19 protein-coding genes are annotated in these 18,049 nt (G+C 71.1%); 6 read left to right on the top strand and 13 right to left on the bottom strand.

Annotation, left to right across the window (positions count from 1 at the left end; genetic code table 11):
• The first annotated feature begins 54 nt into the window (after window positions 1-54).
• Window positions 55-1,530: an NCS2 family permease gene (locus DEJ09_RS03905; RefSeq protein WP_027466783.1), complete on the top strand. Its 1,476-nt coding sequence runs from the start codon at window positions 55-57 to the stop codon at window positions 1,528-1,530.
• Window positions 1,531-1,685: 155 nt separating this feature from the next.
• Here DEJ09_RS03905 and DEJ09_RS03900 read toward each other — a convergent pair whose 3' ends face one another.
• Window positions 1,686-2,138, bottom strand: coding sequence for a hypothetical protein (locus tag DEJ09_RS03900; protein WP_017887957.1), 453 nt, complete (start codon window positions 2,136-2,138; stop codon window positions 1,686-1,688).
• Between the two features lie 191 nt (window positions 2,139-2,329).
• A complete protein-coding gene (locus DEJ09_RS03895; RefSeq protein ID WP_027466785.1) occupies window positions 2,330-2,794 on the bottom strand; it encodes a hypothetical protein in 465 nt (154 codons plus the stop codon).
• A 100-nt stretch (window positions 2,795-2,894) separates the two neighbouring features.
• Between DEJ09_RS03895 and DEJ09_RS03890 the strand changes: the two genes are divergently transcribed.
• From DEJ09_RS03890 to DEJ09_RS03880, 3 genes are read left to right on the top strand one after another with little or no spacing between them, the layout of a single operon-like run.
• The gene (locus DEJ09_RS03890; protein WP_035809269.1) at window positions 2,895-3,161 is read left to right on the top strand and encodes a hypothetical protein; all 267 of its coding nucleotides are present in this window, start codon (window positions 2,895-2,897) and stop codon (window positions 3,159-3,161) included.
• A 26-nt stretch (window positions 3,162-3,187) separates the two neighbouring features.
• Window positions 3,188-3,703 carry a DUF1697 domain-containing protein gene (locus DEJ09_RS03885; RefSeq protein ID WP_111087763.1) on the top strand — a complete coding sequence of 172 codons (516 nt, stop codon included), beginning with the start codon at window positions 3,188-3,190 and terminating at the stop codon, window positions 3,701-3,703.
• On the top strand, window positions 3,700-4,086 hold the full coding sequence (locus DEJ09_RS03880; RefSeq protein WP_111087709.1) for a VOC family protein: 387 nt from the start codon (window positions 3,700-3,702) through the stop codon (window positions 4,084-4,086). The genes DEJ09_RS03885 and DEJ09_RS03880 overlap by 4 nt, the downstream gene beginning before the upstream one ends.
• Window positions 4,087-4,110: 24 nt before the next feature.
• Here the strand turns inward: DEJ09_RS03880 and DEJ09_RS03875 are convergent, their stop codons facing one another.
• From DEJ09_RS03875 to DEJ09_RS03865, 3 genes are all read right to left on the bottom strand, one after another.
• On the bottom strand, window positions 4,111-4,878 hold the full coding sequence (locus tag DEJ09_RS03875) for an SDR family NAD(P)-dependent oxidoreductase (protein WP_111087708.1): 768 nt from the start codon (window positions 4,876-4,878) through the stop codon (window positions 4,111-4,113).
• 180 nt (window positions 4,879-5,058) lie between these two features.
• The gene (locus DEJ09_RS03870) at window positions 5,059-7,569 is read right to left on the bottom strand and encodes a glycoside hydrolase family 65 protein (RefSeq protein ID WP_071406211.1); all 2,511 of its coding nucleotides are present in this window, start codon (window positions 7,567-7,569) and stop codon (window positions 5,059-5,061) included.
• 73 nt (window positions 7,570-7,642) lie between these two features.
• Complete coding sequence (locus tag DEJ09_RS03865; protein WP_071406212.1) at window positions 7,643-8,410, bottom strand: HAD family phosphatase; 768 nt, start codon at window positions 8,408-8,410, stop codon at window positions 7,643-7,645.
• Between the two features lie 201 nt (window positions 8,411-8,611).
• On the opposite strand from DEJ09_RS03865, the gene DEJ09_RS03860 reads away from it, so the two are divergent.
• Window positions 8,612-9,967: an APC family permease gene (locus DEJ09_RS03860; protein ID WP_111087707.1), complete on the top strand. Its 1,356-nt coding sequence runs from the start codon at window positions 8,612-8,614 to the stop codon at window positions 9,965-9,967.
• Between the two features lie 71 nt (window positions 9,968-10,038).
• Here DEJ09_RS03860 and DEJ09_RS03855 read toward each other — a convergent pair whose 3' ends face one another.
• The 4 genes from DEJ09_RS03855 to hxlB form a co-directional block, all read right to left on the bottom strand.
• On the bottom strand, window positions 10,039-10,761 hold the full coding sequence (locus tag DEJ09_RS03855) for an alpha/beta hydrolase (protein WP_111023339.1): 723 nt from the start codon (window positions 10,759-10,761) through the stop codon (window positions 10,039-10,041).
• Window positions 10,758-11,264, bottom strand: coding sequence for a GNAT family N-acetyltransferase (locus DEJ09_RS03850; protein ID WP_111087706.1), 507 nt, complete (start codon window positions 11,262-11,264; stop codon window positions 10,758-10,760). The genes DEJ09_RS03855 and DEJ09_RS03850 overlap by 4 nt, the downstream gene beginning before the upstream one ends.
• Before the next feature lie 136 nt (window positions 11,265-11,400).
• Window positions 11,401-12,024 (bottom strand): 3-hexulose-6-phosphate synthase, encoded by a 624-nt coding sequence (gene hxlA / locus DEJ09_RS03845; RefSeq protein WP_071406215.1) that lies wholly within the window; start codon window positions 12,022-12,024, stop codon window positions 11,401-11,403.
• An 11-nt stretch (window positions 12,025-12,035) separates the two neighbouring features.
• Window positions 12,036-12,599 carry a 6-phospho-3-hexuloisomerase gene (gene hxlB, locus DEJ09_RS03840; RefSeq protein ID WP_056072118.1) on the bottom strand — a complete coding sequence of 188 codons (564 nt, stop codon included), beginning with the start codon at window positions 12,597-12,599 and terminating at the stop codon, window positions 12,036-12,038.
• Between the two features lie 110 nt (window positions 12,600-12,709).
• On the opposite strand from hxlB, the gene DEJ09_RS03835 reads away from it, so the two are divergent.
• Entirely contained in the window at window positions 12,710-13,555 is an 846-nt protein-coding gene (locus tag DEJ09_RS03835; RefSeq protein ID WP_071406217.1) for a LuxR C-terminal-related transcriptional regulator, read from the top strand.
• Here DEJ09_RS03835 and DEJ09_RS03830 read toward each other — a convergent pair.
• The 4 genes from DEJ09_RS03830 to kdpC all read right to left on the bottom strand — a co-directional run bounded on the left by DEJ09_RS03830 (window position 13,539) and on the right by kdpC (window position 18,047).
• Entirely contained in the window at window positions 13,539-14,057 is a 519-nt protein-coding gene (locus DEJ09_RS03830) for a helix-turn-helix domain-containing protein (RefSeq protein ID WP_027466794.1), read from the bottom strand. The genes DEJ09_RS03835 and DEJ09_RS03830 overlap by 17 nt on opposite strands.
• A 96-nt stretch (window positions 14,058-14,153) precedes the next feature.
• Entirely contained in the window at window positions 14,154-14,837 is a 684-nt protein-coding gene (locus DEJ09_RS03825; RefSeq protein ID WP_027466795.1) for a response regulator, read from the bottom strand.
• The gene (locus tag DEJ09_RS03820; RefSeq protein ID WP_111087705.1) at window positions 14,834-17,326 is read right to left on the bottom strand and encodes an ATP-binding protein; all 2,493 of its coding nucleotides are present in this window, start codon (window positions 17,324-17,326) and stop codon (window positions 14,834-14,836) included. Before DEJ09_RS03820 ends, DEJ09_RS03825 begins: the two co-directional genes overlap by 4 nt.
• 121 nt (window positions 17,327-17,447) lie before the next feature.
• On the bottom strand, window positions 17,448-18,047 hold the full coding sequence (kdpC, locus tag DEJ09_RS03815) for a K(+)-transporting ATPase subunit C (RefSeq protein ID WP_111087704.1): 600 nt from the start codon (window positions 18,045-18,047) through the stop codon (window positions 17,448-17,450).
• Between the last annotated feature and the right edge of the window lie 2 nt (window positions 18,048-18,049).

Below are 18,049 nucleotides of genomic sequence, written 5' to 3'. Positions count from 1 at the left end.
ACAACCTGTGAGACCGGTGTGACACGCCCGAAACCCAGCGTCCTTTAAACTCTCGTGGTGAGCGCCCCGCAGACCGACACCACGCCCCGGAACCGCTTCGCGACCGGCCTCGATCGATTCTTCTCCATCACGCAACGCGGATCGTCGATCCCCCGCGAGGTCCGCGGTGGCCTCGTCTCGTTCGTGACGATGGCGTACATCGTCATCCTGAACCCCCTCATCCTCGGCGGGTTCAGCGCCGACCAGGCCGCCAAGGACGTCAGCGGCGGATGGCTCGAGAACGCTCAGGTGGCCGCGGCGACCGGCCTCGTCGCCGGCGTGATGACCATCGCGATGGGCATCATCGCGAACCTGCCGTTCGGCATCGCCGCGGGGCTCGGGATCAACTCGTTCCTCGCCGTCAGCGTCGTGCACCAGGTCACCTGGGCCGAGGCGATGGGGCTGGTCGTCATCAACGGTGTGATCATCGTGATCCTCGCGTTGACCGGCATCCGGACGATGATCTTCACCGCCGTCCCGGCCCAGCTCAAGGCCGCGATCACCGTCGGCATCGGCCTGTTCATCGCCTTCATCGGGCTCGTCGACTCCGGCTTCGTGCGGTCCTCCGGGCTCGCCTCGCCGCCGCTGCAGCTCGGCGAGGACGGCTCCGTCGGCGCCCTGCCGACCATCGTGTTCCTCATCGGCCTGATCATCATCGGCACGCTCATGGCCCGCCGGGTCAAGGGTGCGCTGCTCATCGGCATCGTCGCGACCACGATCATCGCGATCATCCTGCAGGCGATCTTCCAGGTGCCCACCTCGGTCGACTCGAAGACCGGCTGGAACCTCAACGCCCCCGGCCTGCCGAGCGCACTGTTCGCCGTGCCGGACCTGTCGCTCGTCGGCCACGCCGACGTCTTCGGTGCCTTCACCCGCATCGGCCCGCTCGCCGCGTCGATGCTCGTCTTCACCCTCGTCTTCACGAACTTCTTCGACGCCATGGGCACCATGACCGGTCTGGCCAAGGCCGCCGGTGTCGCGAAGCCCGACGGCACGTTCCCCCGCCTGAAGTCGGCGCTCGTCGTCGAGGGCGTCGGCGCGATCGCCGGTGGCGGCGCGTCGGTGTCGTCGAACACCGTCTTCATCGACTCGGCCTCCGGCATCGGCGAGGGCGCCCGCACGGGCATGGCCTCGGTCGTCACCGGCCTGCTGTTCCTGGCGTCGATGTTCCTCACGCCGCTCACCCAGGTCGTCCCGCTCGAGGTCGCCGCCGCCGGGCTCGTCGTCGTCGGGGCACTCATGGTCGCGCAGGTCGCGGACATCTCGTGGTCGGACTTCGGCTCGGCCCTGCCGGCGTTCCTGACGATCGTCGTCATGCCGCTGACCTACTCGATCGCGAACGGCATCGGCGCCGGCTTCATCAGCTGGGTGCTCATCAAGCTGCTGTCCGGCCGTGGCCGTGAGGTCTCGTGGCTGCTCTACGTCGTGGCCGCGGGCTTCCTGCTGTACTTCGCGCGGGGGCCGCTGGAGGCGCTGCTCGGCGTCGGCTGAGGCGTTCCTGCTGGGCCTTGCTGATCCGGGTCTGGCTGGACCTGGCGCAAGACGCCGTCGTGTCATCGAGACGCCGCCGATTCCGGCGGCGTCTCAACGTTTCCGGGGCGTCTTCCGCAGGACGGCGTCGGCCGCGTCGGCCTGGAGGCCCGTGGTCAGTCCGGCAGGTCGCTCGGCGTGGCCTCGTGGTGGCGCTGGTCCTGGGTGCGACGGTCTTCCTTCATGCCCGCCTCGAACAGGTGGCGGCGGCCCTGCACGAGCTCGTCGCGCGCCGTGCGCTCGAGCTCCTTGGCGAGCGCGTAGTAGCCGTCGTCGTAGTCCTCGACGATCTGGAACGTCCAGCGGCCCGCGATGACGTTGCGGCCCACGAGTTCGGTGTCGATGCGCTCGGCGAGTTCGGTGTGCCCGGCCTTCCGCAGCTGCTCGACCGCCTCACCGAGGTTCAGGTCAGCGGTGCCGGTCAGGCGGTGGAACCCGTAGAGCAGGCCACGGGCGTGCTCGATGACCTCGACCGCGGCGGACAGGCTGCCGAGTGCCTCGACCGTGGCCTCGGACACCCCCTCGGGAACCTGGTGCTGCGCGTCGGGGCCCTGTGCGTCGTTCGTCATGGGTCCCGTCTACACGACGACTGCCGAGGCCGAGCGCAGTCACTTCGTCTGGTTGGGGTGGTGCGACTGCGTTCCGCTGCACCGCCACCACGTCGCGCCACCCCTGTTCCGCGCCACGTGTCCCGAAGACGATCGTGCACTCCGTCGAACGGATCGGCCGCGGGACCCCGCCGCGCCGGCCCGCCACCGCGTCAGGGCTTCTCGACGCGGATCGGCTCGGCGAGGATCTCCGGCTCTCCGGTGTCCCAGCCCGCGGCGATCGCCTCGGCACTGTTGCGCCACGCCTGCATCTCGAGCAGGAGTCTGCGCGGCTGCCGGAGCGAGAACGAGCCACGGGCGACGTCGACGATCTCCCGGGCGAAGCGCTGCTGGTCTGCGGCGCTGAGGAGCTTGATCCACGGGTACGGGATCGCCAGCCGATCGTGGAGTGGCAGTTGCTCGTTGAGCGTCACCGCGGCGATGAGCTGCGCCGCGATGTCGAGCACTGCGTCGTCGTCGTCGGATCGTTCCTTCGTGGTGAGGACGAGGGGCTTCCCGTCGCGACGGGTGACCTCGAGCGGGGCTTCCTCGGCGGCAGCGAACACCTGCTTGGCGTGGCGGGAGAGGTCAGAGGACTGCACCGACCGTCGGGATCGGGGCGGAGCGACGAGCGTCATGGAACGAGCCTATTCAGAACGTGTTCTGATTGCAACGGTCAGTTGCGACGTCGGAGGTCGGCACCTACCATTCGAACACACGTTCGAATGAGGAGACCCGATGATGATCACCGACACGGCCGCCACGGTGTGGTGGGCCGAGGGCACGCCGACGCGGCTCGTGTGGGCCGGACGGCGCTGGCGGGTGAGCGACACCCCCACCCGGCTGACCGTGACGCGCGCCGAGCTGCCCACCGCGATCACCCACGCGCCCGAGCGCACGGTGGGCTGGCGGTTCCAGGCGACCAGCGACGACGACGGTGAGGCCCTGGTGGTCGACATCGTGCCGCAGGGTGCCGGTTGGGGCGTGGCCCGGACGTGGACGTGAGCGGCCCGGACCGCTACCGTCCGGACATGGACAGGTGGGTGGCGCTGCTGCGCGGGGTCAACGTGAACGGCATCACGATCCGGAGCGCTGAACTCGCGGAGCTCTTCCGAGGGCTCGGGTTCGACGACGTCCGCACCGTGCTCGCCTCGGGCAACGTCGTGTTCTCCGCCGACGTGCCCGCCGAGCAGCTCAAGACGTCGATCGAGCAGGGGCTGCGCGACCGGTTCGGCTACGACGCCTGGATCGTGCTCGTCCGGCACGACGCCCTGGCGGCCGTGGTCGACGGGTTCCCCTTCGCGCGTGCCGACGAACGGCACGACTACGTCGTGTTCGGGTCCGACGACGGTGCGCTCGACGCCTTGGTCACGGACCTCGAACTCGACGACTCGGTCGAGCAGGTCGCCCGCGGGAACGGGGTCGTCTACTGGTCCTGCCCGAAGGGCTCGAGCACCGACACCGTGTTCGCCAAGCGGGCCGGCGCCGCACGCGTCAAGCGCACGACGACGACCCGCAACACGAACACCCTGCGGAAGCTCCTGTGACGCTCGGCACGCTGCACCACGTCGAGCTCCGCACCGCCGACCTCGACACCGCCGTCGGCGCCTGGGGCTGGCTGCTCGGCGAACTCGGCTACGAGCCGTTCCAGCAGTGGGACCACGGCCGGAGCTGGCGGCTCGGCCCGTTGTACGTCGTCCTCGAATCGGCACCGCTGGACGGCGATCACGACCGCCGCCGACCGGGGCTCAGCCACCTGGCGTTCCACGCCGGTACTGCCGAGACGGTGGAGCGACTCTGGGCCGAGGCTCCCGGTCACGGCTGGGCACGCCTGTACGAGGACCGACACCCGTTCGCCGGTGGTCCGGAGCACCACGCAGCCTTCCTCGAGGACGCCGAGCGGTTCAAGGTCGAGCTCGTCGCCAGCTGACGGTGCCGCCGGGGCCGGGGTGGCTCAGGCCTGCGGCGGCTGCCCGTTGCTCGCCATCGTGCCGCCGTCCACCGGCAGGACCGCACCCGTGATGAACGAGGCCGCGTCGCTGGCCAGGAACAGGATCGCCTCGGCGACCTCGGCAGAGCGACCTCCGCGGCCGAGGGCGATGCGCTCGGTGAACTTCGACTGCAGGGCCTCGTCCTCCGCCTGCTCCTGGGTCAGGTCGGTCCAGATGAGTCCCGGAGCGACGGCGTTCACGCGCACGCCGAACTGCCCGTTGTCGAGGGCAGCCGCCTTGGTGAAGTTCGTCACCCCGCCCTTCGCCGCGTTGTAGGGGCTCATCCGCCAGTCGGCGTCCTCACCGGAGACCGACGACGTGTTGACGATCGACCCCTTCGTCTCGCGCAGGAACGGCAGGGCCGCCCGGGTGCCGTAGAACACACCGGACAGGTCGGTCTCGATGACCCGGCGCCACTCGGCCGTGCTGATGTCGGTGATGTCGCCCGAGCTGAAGGTCCCGGCGTTGTTCACCAGGACGTCGAGCCGGTCGAAGCGGTCGATCGCCGCCGAGACGACGGTCTCCCAGTCCTCCGGGCTCGCCACGTCGGCGTGCAGGGCGACGACCCGGTGCGTCGGCAGGGAGTCACCCACCACGCGGACCTTCTCCTCGACGCTGTCGGTCAGCACGACCGACGCGCCCTCGTCGATGAACGCCCGCGCCGTCGCCTCACCGATGCCGGACCCTGCGCCCGTGACGATCGCGACCTTGCCCTCGAACCGGTTGCCCATGATGTCTCCTCTCGTTGCACGAACCGTGCCCGGGGAGACGCCATCGACCCGAGGGGCACGGCAGACCACGGTGCCCCGAACCGACTGGACGCGTTCGGAGGCGCCGGCAACGTCCCGGGAACACAGGTCGCCCCGGCTCCGCGAGGCGGAACCGGGGCGACGAGCGGACGTGACGAGGCGTCAGCCGGTCGAGTCGTCGAGGTCGAAGTCGCGCTCCAGGGAGATCGTCGGGATCGACGCGGTGATGACCGAGCCGTCCGCACGCAGCGTGCCCTGGATGTCGCTCGTGGTCGGGGCGTGCCCGGACATGCGCGGCCCGTGGTGCGGCAGCGGCACCACGGTGGGCTCCCCCGCCTCGATGTCCCACTGCTGGTTGTGCACCCACACCGTGAAGCCCGAACCGGTCTCGACCGTGAGCGTCATGGCTTCCTGCTCGAGGTCGACCCGGACCCGCGATCCGCGCACCGTCAGACGGTAGGACAGACGGTCCCAGTGCTTCGGCAGCCGCGGGTTGAAGCTCATCCGGCCGCCGTGGTCGCGCATGCCGCCGAAGCCGTTGACGAGCGCACCCCAGATGCCACCGGTCGACGCGATGTGCACGCCGTCCGAGGTGTTGCCGTGCAGGTCCGCCAGGTCGACGTAGAGCGCGGTCTGGAAGTACTGGTCGGCGAGGTCGTGGTACCCGACCTCGGCCGCCATGATCGACTGCACGACCGCGGACAGCGTCGAGTCACCGGTGGTGAGTGCGTCGTAGTAGTCGAAGTCGCGACGCTTCTCGGCCGCCGTGAACTCGTGCCCCTGCAGGAACAGCGCGAGCACGACGTCGGCCTGCTTCAGCACCTGGAACCGGTAGATCACCAGCGGGTGGTAGTGGAGCAGCAGCGGGCGCTTGGACTCGGGGGTGTTCTCGAGGTCCCAGAGTTCCTTGTCGAGGAACTGGGCGTCCTGCGGGTGGATGCCGCGGTGCGGGTCGAAGGGGATCTCCATCGACTCGGCGGCGTGCTCCCACTCGACGAGCTCGTCCGGCTGCAGACCGGTCCGGCGCACCATGCGGTCGTACTCTTCGGCGTCGTCGGCGGCGAGCTCGCGGCAGGCGTTGACGGCGAACCACAGGTTCGCCCGCGCCATGACGTTCGTGTAGAGGTTGTCGTCGACGACGGTCGTGTACTCGTCCGGCCCGGTGACGCCGTCGATGTGGAACTTCTTGTCGCCGTTGGACCGCCAGAACCCGAGGTCGGCCCAGAGCCGGGCGGTCTCGACGAGCACGTCGATGGCGCCGCGCTTCAGGAACTCGCGGTCGCCCGAGGCCCGCACGTACTGCATGAGCGCATGCGAGATGTCGGCGTCGATGTGGTACTGCGCGGTGCCGGCGGCGTAGTACGCGCTGGACTCTTCACCGTTGATCGTCCGCCACGGGAACAGGGCGCCGCGCTGGTTCAGCTCGCGGGCCCGAGCCCGTGCCGCGTCGAGCATGTTGTAGCGGAAGCGCAGGGCGTTCCGGGCGACGATCGGCGCCGTGTACGACAGGAACGGCAGGACGTAGATCTCCATGTCCCAGAAGTAGTGGCCGCCGTAGCCGGAGCCGGTGACGCCCTTCGCGGCGATGCCGTGGCCGTCGGTGCGGGCGGTGGCCTGCGCGAGCTGGAAGAGGTTCCAGCGGACGGCCTGCTGGATCGCGGGCTGACCGGCGATCTCGACGTCACTGCGGGCCCAGTAGTCGTCGAGCCAGTCGCGCTGCTTCGCGAAGGTCTCGTCGACGTTCTCGGCGTGCGCGCGGTCGAGCGTGCGGTCGCACCGGTCGGCGAGCTCGCGCACGGGCACCCCGCGGGAGGTGTGGTAGACCACGTGCTTCACGAGCCGGATGGGCTGCCCGGCGCGGGCCTGCACCCGGTAGACGTGCTTCGCCAGGTCGTCCTCGATCGACGACGACTCGTCCCAGCTGTTCTCGGTCTCGATGTGGTGCTCGACGCCGACGCAGATCGTCATGCCGGAGCTGGACGCCTGGTACCCGAGGACCGAGCGGCCGCCGGTGCTGCGCTTGAGCTTCGGCACGAGCACCCGCTCGGTGAACGACTCGGCCTTACGGGGGTCGAAGGCGTTCGCCGCGGCCCGCATGCCGGCGTGGTACTCGTCCTGCACGTCCTGGCGGTTGAGGATCTGGCTGGACAGCAGGATCGAGGCGTCCGCGTCGAGCACGGTGACCTCGTAGTCGATGACGGCGAGGTGGCGGTCGGTGAACGACACGAGTCGACGTGCTCGGATGAGCACCCGCTTGCCGGACGGCGTCGACCACTCGGTCTCGCGGAACAGGTAGCCGCCGCGGAACTCCAGCCGACGCGTGTGCCGGAGGATGTCGGCCTCGGCCAGCACGAGCGGCTCGTCGTCGACGTAGAGGCGGATGACCTTGGCGTCCGGCGCGTTGATGATCGTCTGCCCGGTCTTCGCGAAGCCGAAGGCGTCTTCCGCATGCCGGATCGGCCAGGTCTCGTGGAACCCGTTGATGTACGTGCCGTACTGCACGCCGCCACGGCCTTCGTCGAGGTTCCCGCGCAGGCCGAGGTACCCGTTGCCGACGGCGAAGTTCGTCTCGGCGACGCCCTGCTCGTCGGGGGTGTACTCGGTCTCGACGAGGGCCCACTCGTCGATCGGGTAGCGGACGCGGTCGAGGGGGTCCGAGGTGATGGGGTTCATGCTGCTCCGTGGGAAGGGAGGGAGATGGGTACGTCGGTGCGGCCGGCAGCCAGGGAGCGTCCGGCCCGGTGGCCTACGTCGTGCTGGTGGCCGGTGCGGGCAGCTGGTCGATGAGTTCGTCGAGGTCGGACACGACGACGTCGGCACCGTGCTCGCGCAGGGCGTCCGCCCCGGCGCCGCGGTCGACACCGACGACGAGACCGAACGATCCGTTGCGGCCGGCTTCGACCCCGCTGGTGGCGTCCTCGACCACGACGCACTCGGCGGCGGTGAGTCCGAACCGGGTCGCCGCGTCGAGGTAGGTGTCGGGAGCGGGCTTGCCGGTCAGGCCGTCCTGGCGCGCGACGAGCCCGTCGACGACGACGGGGAACCGGTCGAGGATGCCCGCCGTCCGGAGCACCGACGTGGCGTTCGCCGAGCTGGAGACGACCGCGACGGACATGCCTGCGGCGATCGCGGCGGTCAGGAACCGGAGTGACCCCGGGTAGGGCTCGACACCGTGCTCGTCGAGCTCGGCGGTGAACTCCGCGTTCTTCCGGTTGCCGAGCCCGCACACCGTGTCGGTGTCGGGTGCGTCGTCCGGGGTGCCCTGCGGCAGGTCGATGCCGCGCGACTCGAGCAGCGAGCGCACGCCGTCGTAGCGGGGCTTGCCGTCGATGGAGGTGAAGTAGTCCTGCTCGGTGTACGGCGCGACCCCGTGTGCTTCGAGGTACGGCGTGAAGAGTCGGCTCCACGCGCGCATGTGCACGTCGGCGGTGGGGGTGAGCACGCCGTCGAGGTCGAACAGGAGCGCGCGCTGGTCACTGAGTCGCGCGGGCGTGCGCTGGTCCTGCGTCGTCATCTGCGGTCCTCCGGGGACTGGTGGTGGACGAATGGCTCGCGACGAGTCTAGGACCGCTCCAGTCCGGACGTTCCGACGCGCCGCACCCTGTGGAGCGAGTTCACCGGCCGCTCCGCTGTGCGGGGAGGACCCCCGCCACGGCGCACCTGTGAGGCCTCTGAGACACGCCCCGGCACGCTGACCCGGACGAAAGGCACCACCATGACCAGCGACACCACGGCCGCACCCCACGACGGCACGCAGTCGAAGCTCCGCCAGGCGATCACCGGCCCGCTGCTGTTCCTCTTCATCCTCGGCGACGTGCTCGGTGCCGGCATCTACGCCCTGATGGGGACGCTGGCGAAGGACGTCGGCGGTGCGCTCTGGGCACCACTGGTGCTCGCGCTCCTGCTGGCCCTGCTCACCGCGGGCTCCTACGCCGAACTCGTGACGAAGTACCCGAAGGCCGGCGGTGCCGCGGTCTTCGCCGAACGCGCCTACAAGGCGCCGATCGTCTCGTTCCTGGTCGGGTTCAGCATGCTCGCCGCCGGCGTCACGAGCGCCGCCGGTCTGTCACTCGCCTTCGCCGGCGACTACCTCGGCACGTTCGTCGACCTGCCGCCCGTGCCCACCGCGATCGTCTTCCTCGCCCTGATCGCCTGCCTGAACGCCCGCGGCATCTCCGACTCGCTCAAGAGCAACGTCGTGATGACGATCATCGAGGTCTCCGGCCTGGTCATCGTGATCGTGGTCGTGGCCGTGATGCTCGGCGGTGGCGGCGGTGACGTCTCCCGGATCGGCGCGTTCCCGTCCGAGGCGAACCCGGCCCTGGCGACCCTGAGCGCCGCGATCGTCGCCTACTACTCGTTCGTCGGCTTCGAGACGTCCGCCAACATCGCGGAGGAGGTCCGCGACCCCCGCCGCGTCTACCCGAAGGCCCTGTTCGGTGCCCTCGCCACGGCCGGCGTCGTCTACGTCCTCGTCGCCCTCGCCAGCGCGATCGCCCTGCCCGCGTCGGAGCTGTCCGAGTCCAGCGGCCCGCTCCTCGCGGTCGTCTCCGCCACCGGCGTCCCGATCCCCGACTGGGTCTTCAGCCTCATCGCCCTGGTCGCCGTCGCGAACGGCGCGCTGCTCACGATGATCATGTCGAGCCGCGTGACCTACGGCATGGCCGAGCAGCGGCTCCTGCCCGCCCTGCTCGCGAAGGTCCTGCCGAACCGGAAGACCCCGTGGACCGCCATCGTCGCCACCACGGTCGTCGCGATGCTCCTGACCCTGGTGGGTGACGTGGGCGTACTGGCCGAGACCGTCGTGCTCCTGCTGCTCTTCGTGTTCATCAGCACGAACGTCGCCGTCCTGGTGCTCCGCCGCGACCACGTCGAGCACGACCACTTCAAGGTCTGGACGTTCGTCCCGGTGCTCGGGGTGCTGTCGTGCATCCTGCTGCTGACGCAGCAGAGCGGTCAGGTCTGGCTCTACGCCGCGATCCTGCTCGCCGTCGGCGTGGTCCTGTACTTCGTCGCCCGGTTCACCGGGCGCCGTTCCGGACGCGACCACGAGGCGGGCGTGATCCACTGACGTCACGCACCACGGGCCTCCAGGCAGACCGTCTGGAGGCCCGTGGTGCGTCCGCCGGTCCGCCCGCGTGATCAGCGCAGGTCGCGCACCCAGGCCTCGATCGCGTCCGAGATCTGCTGGCGGGCATCAGCACGGCTGATGGTCGCCGTGCGGTCGCCCGGCTGGTCGCCGTAGGCACCGAAGTCGGCGTGGTTCGAGCCCTGGATCTCGGTCATGGTGGCGGTCGACGGCAGCTTGTCCCGCGCGGCGTCGACCTTGGCCGGGGTCGACAAGCCGTCACGCGAACCGGAGACGCTCAGCACGTCGATGTAGGAGCGGCTGATGTCGTTTGCGCAGTAGCTGCCGAGCAGCAGCAGGCCGTCGGCGTCCTGGGCGAGCTGGCACGCGCGGACCCCGCCGAGGGAGTGCCCGCCGACCCCCCAGCGTGTGACCGAGGGCGCGTGGGCCTCGAACGTGGCGAGCGGCCGGGTGTCGAAGAACGCGAGGTTCAGCGTCGGCTTCGTGATGACCACCGTCGTGCCGTTGGCGACCACCTGCCGGAACGTGGCCATGTAGGCGTACGGATCGACCTTCGCGCCGGGGATGAAGACGATCCCGACCCCGTCGGCCTGGCCGGTCGGGGTCATCACCACCGAGTCACCGGCGTCCCGGACCGCGATCCGGTCGTCGCGCCAGACCTGCAGGGCGGCGCTGCGGGTGCCCTGCATGACGATGTGCGCCCAGACGAGGAACACCACCGCGATCAGCACGACGACGGCGACGATCCAGGTGGTCCAGCGCAGCGCTCGGTTCATGTGGCCACCGTACGGCGCATCCGGACCTCGGTCCGACCGTCCGGCAACGGATCGCCGGGTTCGTCGCGGGCGCTGAAGCCGACTCGCTCGTAGGCGCAGCGGGCGACGGCGTTGTCGGGCAGCACCGAGAGTTCGAGTTCGGTGGCTCCGGAGGTCGCCGCCCACACGGCGATCGCGTCGATGAGGGCGCGGGCAACACCGCGGCCGCGCGCTGCCGGGTCGACCCACATCGAGATGAGCTCGGCGGGGCCGTCGGGGCCGGTGGGTGGGATCCCGCTGGCCATCCCGACGACCGTGCCGGGAACCTCGGCAGCGGTGTCGACTGCGAGCAGGTCGAGCGCTCCCGGGATCGACAGGCGGGTGCGCCACCGGTGTTCGGGTGCGTTCGCCCAGTCCTGCAGCGTCGAGCCGAAGGCGTGCGGGGCATCGGCGAGCGCGCGGAGGCGCACTGGTCGCCAGGCTTCCCAGTCGTCGGCGGTCGCGCGGCGCAGTTCGATCCCCACGGCCCGACGCTACCGCGGGGCGGGGTGTGACCGCAGGGGCGGGAGCCAGTGAGCAGAAGACGTCGGGTGCGGTGGTCGCACTCGACGTCTTCTGCTCACTCGTTGACCGTCGCCCGGGGAGGGTGACCGGGACGCGCTACTTGATGGCGGCGCGGATCTCGGCGGCTGCTGCGCCGACGTCCGAGGCGCTGTAGATCGCGCTGCCGGCGACGGCGATGCGGGCACCGGCCTCCTGCACCGAGGCGACCGAGGACGCGTTCACGCCGCCCGCGATCGAGAACGGGACGCCCGAGTCCTTGCCGGCGTCGAGCAGGGTCGAGAACGTGAAGCCCTCTTCCGCCTGCTCGTCGAGCCCGGCGTGGACCTCGACGAACTCGGCGCCGAGCGCGACGACCTCGCGGGCACGGGCGGCCTTGTCGGAGACGCCGATCAGGTCGACGACGATGCCCTTGCCGTGCTTCTTGGCGGCCTTGACGGCGCCGACGATCGTCGAGTCGCCGGCGACACCGAGGACGGTGACCAGGTCGGCACCGGCCGAGAAGGCGATGTCGGCCTCGAGCTCACCGGCGTCCATGGTCTTGAGGTCGGCGAACACGATCTTGTCCGGGTGTGCTTCCTTGATCGCCGTGACGGCGGACAGGCCGGCGCTCTTGATCAGGGGCGTGCCGAGCTCGAGGACGTCGACGTGCGGCGCGGCCGCGGCGGCGAGCTCGAGGGCGGCTTCGGTGGTCAGGGTGTCCATGGCGAACTGGAGCTGCATGGGTGTGCCTTTCATTCGAGGTTGGCGTGACGGGGCCAGAGGTCGTCGGCGGACTGCCCGCCTCGGGTCCACAGGGCGTGGAACACGGCGTCGCCCACCAGGGCGACCGCCTGTTCGAAGAGGCCACCGGCGTACTGGGCCGAGGCGGTGCCGGAGCGGTCGGTCTTCGTCGCGGCAGGCAGCACGATCGTGACGTCCGCCAGCTCGGAGAGCGGGGAGTCGTCGGTGGTCGAGAGCGCCACGACGGATGCGCCGACCTCGTGCGCAGTGCGCGCGGCCTGCACGATGCCGGTGGTCGTACCGGAGCCGCTCGCGACGAGGAGCAGGTCACCCTGACGGATCGCCGGGGTGGTGACCTCGCCGACGACGTGGGCGTCGAGCCCGAGGTGCATGAGGCGCATCGCGGTCATGCGGAGGGCGAGTCCGGAGCGACCGGCGCCGTGGACGAACACCCGGTCGGCGCCCTCGATCAGGTCGAGTGCGCGCTGGGCCGGGGCATCGTCGAGGCGGGCCGCCAGGTCGCCGACCTCGCGGACGACCAGGTCGAGCGCTGCGGAGACGGTGGTTGCTGCCATGCCCTCGATCCTTCCCTTGCGCGCCTCGGCACGCCGCTACCCGCCCCGGCAGGGACCCCATCCCATCGGGTGGGCCCGTCCGCTCGGGTGGGACGGGTAGCGTCGCGTCCATGGACGCATCGGTCGACACCCTGGAGGCCCGGGGCGGCTCCGCCATCCGGCTCGCGGCCGCCGAGCACGCCCGCACGGTCGCCGAGCAGGCGGACCGGCACGCGCTCACGCTGGAGTCCGTCCTCGCCGTGCTCCGGTCGTCGCGGGTCACCGACGCGGCCGCCAGGGCCGAGGCCGTCGAGATCGCCTCGGCCGCCCTCGTCGACCTGCGCACCGTGACCGATCAGCAGCGGAGCACCCTGCTCGAACCCGTCACCGGCGCGTTCTCGCGGTTGCGCGCCGACCTGCGACCGCTCGTGCGCTTCGGGGACCTCGACGTGCAGTTCGTCGAGCCGCCGGCCACCGGTCGTGCGTTGCCGGGCGACGTCGCCCACGCGGCCCGGGCGATCGTCCGGACCGCGGTGCTCGCCCTGGTCGACGACGGTGCGGCGAAGCGGGTGCGCATCCAGTGGGACTGCGACGGCCGGAACCTGCTCATGCAGCTCCGGGACGACGGCTCCGGCACGCTCGACGTGCACGACGACGCCATGCGGCCGATCGCGGAGCGGGTCGTCACGCTCGACGGGCGGGTGCAGGTCGCGAGCACGCCCGGCTGGGGGTCCGTGCTCGACATCTCACTGCCGCTCGACCCGCGGCCGACCGAAGTGGACGCGGTCGACGACGGCGACCTGACCCCACGGGAGCGCGACGTGCTGCGGCTCGTGGCGACCGGTGTCGGCAACCGTGAGATCGCCGAGGGACTCGGCATCAGCGTCAACACCGTGAAGTACCACGTGGCGAACCTGCTCCGGAAGCACGGCGCCCGGACCCGGGCCGAGCTCGCGGCGTTCAGCTCCCGGGCGTGAAGCGACGGGACCGCGACGAGGCGTCCCGACGAGACCGCGACAACGGGTACCGACGGTCGAGCGCGGGCTCGACGACGGTCGCCATCAGGAACTGGGAGAGCAGCCGCCCACCCGCCCAGTAGATGGGGATGACGAAGATCGCGGCACCCGGCCAGATGCGCGAACCGATGAGCGCCAGGGTGCCGAGCGTCACGACGATGCCGACACCGGAGTACAGGTACTGCCAACCGCGCGAAGCAGCGTCGCGCTGCGCCTGCTCCCGCTCGGCGCGCTCGTCGAGCCCGCGCACCCCGGGGTCGAGCGACGCCGGCTCCTCGGTGGCGAACAGGTCGCGCACGGGGACCTCGAGGGCCGTGGCCACCGCGGACAGCGACTCGAGGCTCGCGTCGTTGCCGCTCTCCATCCGTTGCACCGTCCGCACGGCGATGCCGCTCGTCTCGGCCAGTCGTTCCTGGGTCCAGCCCCGCAGTCGTCGGAGTTCACCGATCCGCATCTCGTTCATGTCCTGAACAGTAGGGAACCGCGGAACGGCGCACCACGACAGGGACCCGCCACCGACACGACAGCTTCCCGCCAGTCCCCCGACAGCGGCGGGTTCCTACGCTCCGGGGGCGAAGCGGTAGCCCATGCCGGACTCCGTCACCAGGTAGCGCGGGTGCGCGGGGTCGGGCTCGAGCTTCCGCCGCAGCTGGGCCATGTAGAGGCGCAGGTACCCGGAGTCGTTGCCGTGCGTCGGCCCCCAGACCTCGGTCAACAGCATCTCGCGGGTCATCAGCCGGTCGGGGTTCGTGACCAGGACCTCGAGCAGGCGCCACTCGGTGGGCGTCAGGCGGATCGCGGGGCCCTCGGCCGGGGTGACCTGCTTCGCGACGAGGTCCACGAGCAGCGGTCCGATGGCGATCGTCGGGGTCTCCTCCGACGCCACCACCCGGCGTCGTCCGAGTGCCCGCAGCCGGGCGAGGAGCTCGTCCATCTGGAACGGCTTCGTCACGTAGTCGTCCGCACCGGCGTCGAGCGCGTCGACCTTGTCCGACGAGTCGGTGCGCCCCGAGAGCACGAGGACCGGCACCTGCGACCAGGCCCGGACGCCCTCGAGCACCCCGATGCCGTCGAGCCGGGGCATGCCGAGGTCGAGCAGCACCAGGTCGGGGCGCTCGGTGATGACGGCGTCGATCGCCTCGCGCCCGTCCCGAGCCGTGACGACGTCGTACCCGCGCGCCGAGAGCGTCACCGACAGCGCGCGGACGAGCTGCGCGTCGTCGTCAGCGATCAGGACCTTCATCGGATCTCCACTCCCACGTGCCCGGCGATCGGCAGCCGCACCACGACGGTGAGCCCACCGCCCGGGGTGTCGTCGACCTCGATCGTGCCGCCCATGCCCTCCGTGAACCCGCGCGCCAGGGCCAGGCCGAGCCCGAGGCCGGTCTCGTTGTCGGTGTCGCCGAGCCGCTGGAACGGCTGGAACACCTCGTCGCGGCGGTCCTCGGGGATGCCGGGGCCGTGGTCGGCGACGCGGAGTTCGACCCCGCCGGCGAAGGCGCTGGCGGCGACCCGGACGTGGGTGCCCTCCGGCGCGTACCGGGCGGCGTTCGCGAGCAGGTTCACGACGACGCGCTGCAGCAGGACCGGGTCGGCGAGCACCGGCGGCAGGTCGGCGGGCAGGTCGAGGTCGACGTCGTCGGGGCCGAGCTCCAGCTCGTCGAGTGCTGGCGCGACCACCGTCTCGAGCGCGATCGCCGCCGGGGTGACCGCGAGGACTCCGGCCTGCACGCGGCTGACGTCCAGCAGGTCTGCCAACAGCACCGCCAGCTGACCGAGGCTCTCGTCGGCGGTCGCGAGCAGCGCCTCCCGGTCGGCCCCGGACAGGTCGATGTCGGACGCACGCAGCGTCTGCACGGCGGCGGAGGCCGCGGCGATGGGTCGGCGCACGTCGTGGCCGACGGCCGCGAGCAGCGCGCTCCGGACCCGGTCGGCGGCGGCGATGCGCTCGGCGCCGACGGCCGTGCGGGTGAGCTCGCGGTGCTCGACGGCGGCGTCGAGCTGCTGCTCGACGACCCGCAGCAACCGGCGCTGGGTCGGGTCGTCGGGCGCACCGGCGAACTCGAGCACGGCACCGGACGCCAGCGTCGTCGACGCGTCCGGCGTCGCACCGAACTCGCCGGAGGTCGCCGGCACCTCGTCACCCTGGCGGATCCGGACCCCGACGAAGCCGAACGCCTCTCGTGTGCGGTCGAGCAGTGCCTGCAGGGCGTCGTCGCCGCGGAGCACGCTGCCGGCGATGCCCATCAGGAGCCCGGACTCGGCCGAGGCCCGACGGGCGGCACGTGATCGGCGAGCGGACCGGTCGACCACGAAGCTGACCAGCACCGCACTGATCACGTACATGACCAGGGCGAACAGGTGCCACGGCTGCTGGACGGTGACCATGTAGAGGGGTTGCACGAAGAAGTAGTCGAGGCTCAGCCCGGACAGCACGGCCGTGAACACCGCCGGCCACATCCCACCCACGAGCGCCACGACGAGGACGAGCAGCTGGTACGCCAGCACGTCCACCGTGATCGCGTCCGGATCGCTGCCGATCGACAGCACCCACGTGAGCAGCGGCCCGACCAGGACCGACAGGACGAACGCGGCGACCACCCGGCCGCGGGACAGGCTGCCGCCGAGCTTGGGCAGGGTGATCCCGCCGCCAGCGCGCTCGTGCGTGACGACGTGCACGTCGATGTCGCCGGACTCGCGGATCACGGTGTTGCCGATCCCCGGGCCGGTCATGGCGGCCGCGAGCCGGCTGCGGCGGCTGACCCCGATCACGATCTGGGTGGCGTCGATCGACCGCGCGAACCGCACCAGCGTGCTCGGCACGTCGTCGCCGACGACCTGGTGGTACGTCCCACCGAGCTGCTCGAGCAGGGTCCGCTGCTTGCCGAGCGCGCCGGGGTGCCGGACGCGCAGGCCGTCGTTCGTCGTCACGTGGACGGCGGCGAGCTCGCCGCCAGCACTGCGGGCGGCGATCCGGGCGCCGCGGCGCAGCAGGGTCTCGCCCTCGGGGCCGCCGGTCAGGGCGACGAGCACGCGCTCCCGGGTCTCCCACCGGTGCTCGATGCCGTGCTCGGCGCGGTAGGCCTTGAGCGCGTCGTCGACTTCGTCGGCGAGCCAGAGCAGGGCGATCTCGCGCAGTGCGGTGAGGTTGCCGAGGCGGAAGTAGTTCGACAGCGCGGCGTCGATCCGGGCCGCCGGGTACACGAGCCCGTCGGAGAGCCGCTCCCGCAGCGCTGCCGGGGCCAGGTCGACGACCTCGATCTGGTCGGCCGCGCGCACCACGGCGTCGGGGACGGTCTCGCGCTGCACGGTGCCGGTGATCTCGCGGACCACGTCGCCGAGGGACTGCATGTGCTGCACGTTGACGGTCGAGATGACGTCGATGCCGGCGTCCCGTAGTGCCTCCACGTCCTGCCAGCGCTTCTCGTTCGGGCTCCCCGGGGCGTTCGTGTGCGCGAGTTCGTCGACCAGCGCGACCTCGGGTGCCCGGGCGATGACGGCGTCGAGGTCGAGGTCGTCCAGGTCGACACCGCGGTGCGAGACGGTGCGGCGGGGCACGACCTCGAGCCCGTTCACCAGTGCTGCGGTGGCGGCGCGCTCGTGCGTCTCGACGACGGCGACGACCACGTCGCGACCCTCGTCGAGCAGCCGACGCCCCTCTTCGAGCATCGTGTAGGTCTTGCCGACACCGGGCGCCGCACCGAGCAGGACCCGCAGCTTCCCGCGCTTCACGTGCTCATCCTCTCGCGTCCGGGGGTCGGTCTCCGCAAAACACCGGTGTTCACCTGTCGCACCGCGGATTGCGGGTGTTCGACGCGCGAGCACCGGTGTTTTGCGGAGGGGACACCCACGCTCAGGACGCCTTCGCCAGCGCCAGGTTCAGCGCGAGCACGTTCACCACGGGCTCACCGAGGAACCCGAGCTGCCGCGACTCGGTGTGCGACGCCACGAGCTGCCGCACGGTGGCGACGGACAACCCCCGAGCCGACGCCACTCGAGCCGCCTGCTGGGACGCGTAGGCCGGGCTGATGTCCGGGTCGAGCCCCGAACCGGATGCGGTCACGGCGTCGGCAGGCACCTGCGCGGCGGAGACCCCGTCGGCCTTCGCCAGCGCCGCACGACGCTCTTCGACGGCCTTGAGCAGGTCGGCGTTGTTCGGCCCGAGGTTCGAGCCGGAGGACGCCCCGGCGTCGTAGCCGTCCCCGGCGGCGGACGGCCGCGACTGGAACCAGCGGTCGGCCTGCTTGCCCGTGAACGACTGCCCGATCAACGAGGAACCGACGACCTTGCCGGACGAGTCCGTGACCATCGAGCCGTTGGCCTGGTCGTGGAACGCCGCCTGGCCGACGCCCCAGACGGCGAGCGGGTAGCCGACGCCCAGGACGACGGTGGCGACGAGGGTGAGGCGGATGGCCACACCGGCGGAACGGAAGGTGGAACGTGCAGATGCCATGA

This window comes from Curtobacterium sp. MCLR17_055 (assembly GCF_003234305.1).
Taxonomy (GTDB): domain Bacteria; phylum Actinomycetota; class Actinomycetes; order Actinomycetales; family Microbacteriaceae; genus Curtobacterium; species Curtobacterium flaccumfaciens.
The sequence above is the reverse complement of the archived record's forward strand: the minus strand, read 5'-3'. Positions and strand labels throughout refer to the sequence as shown.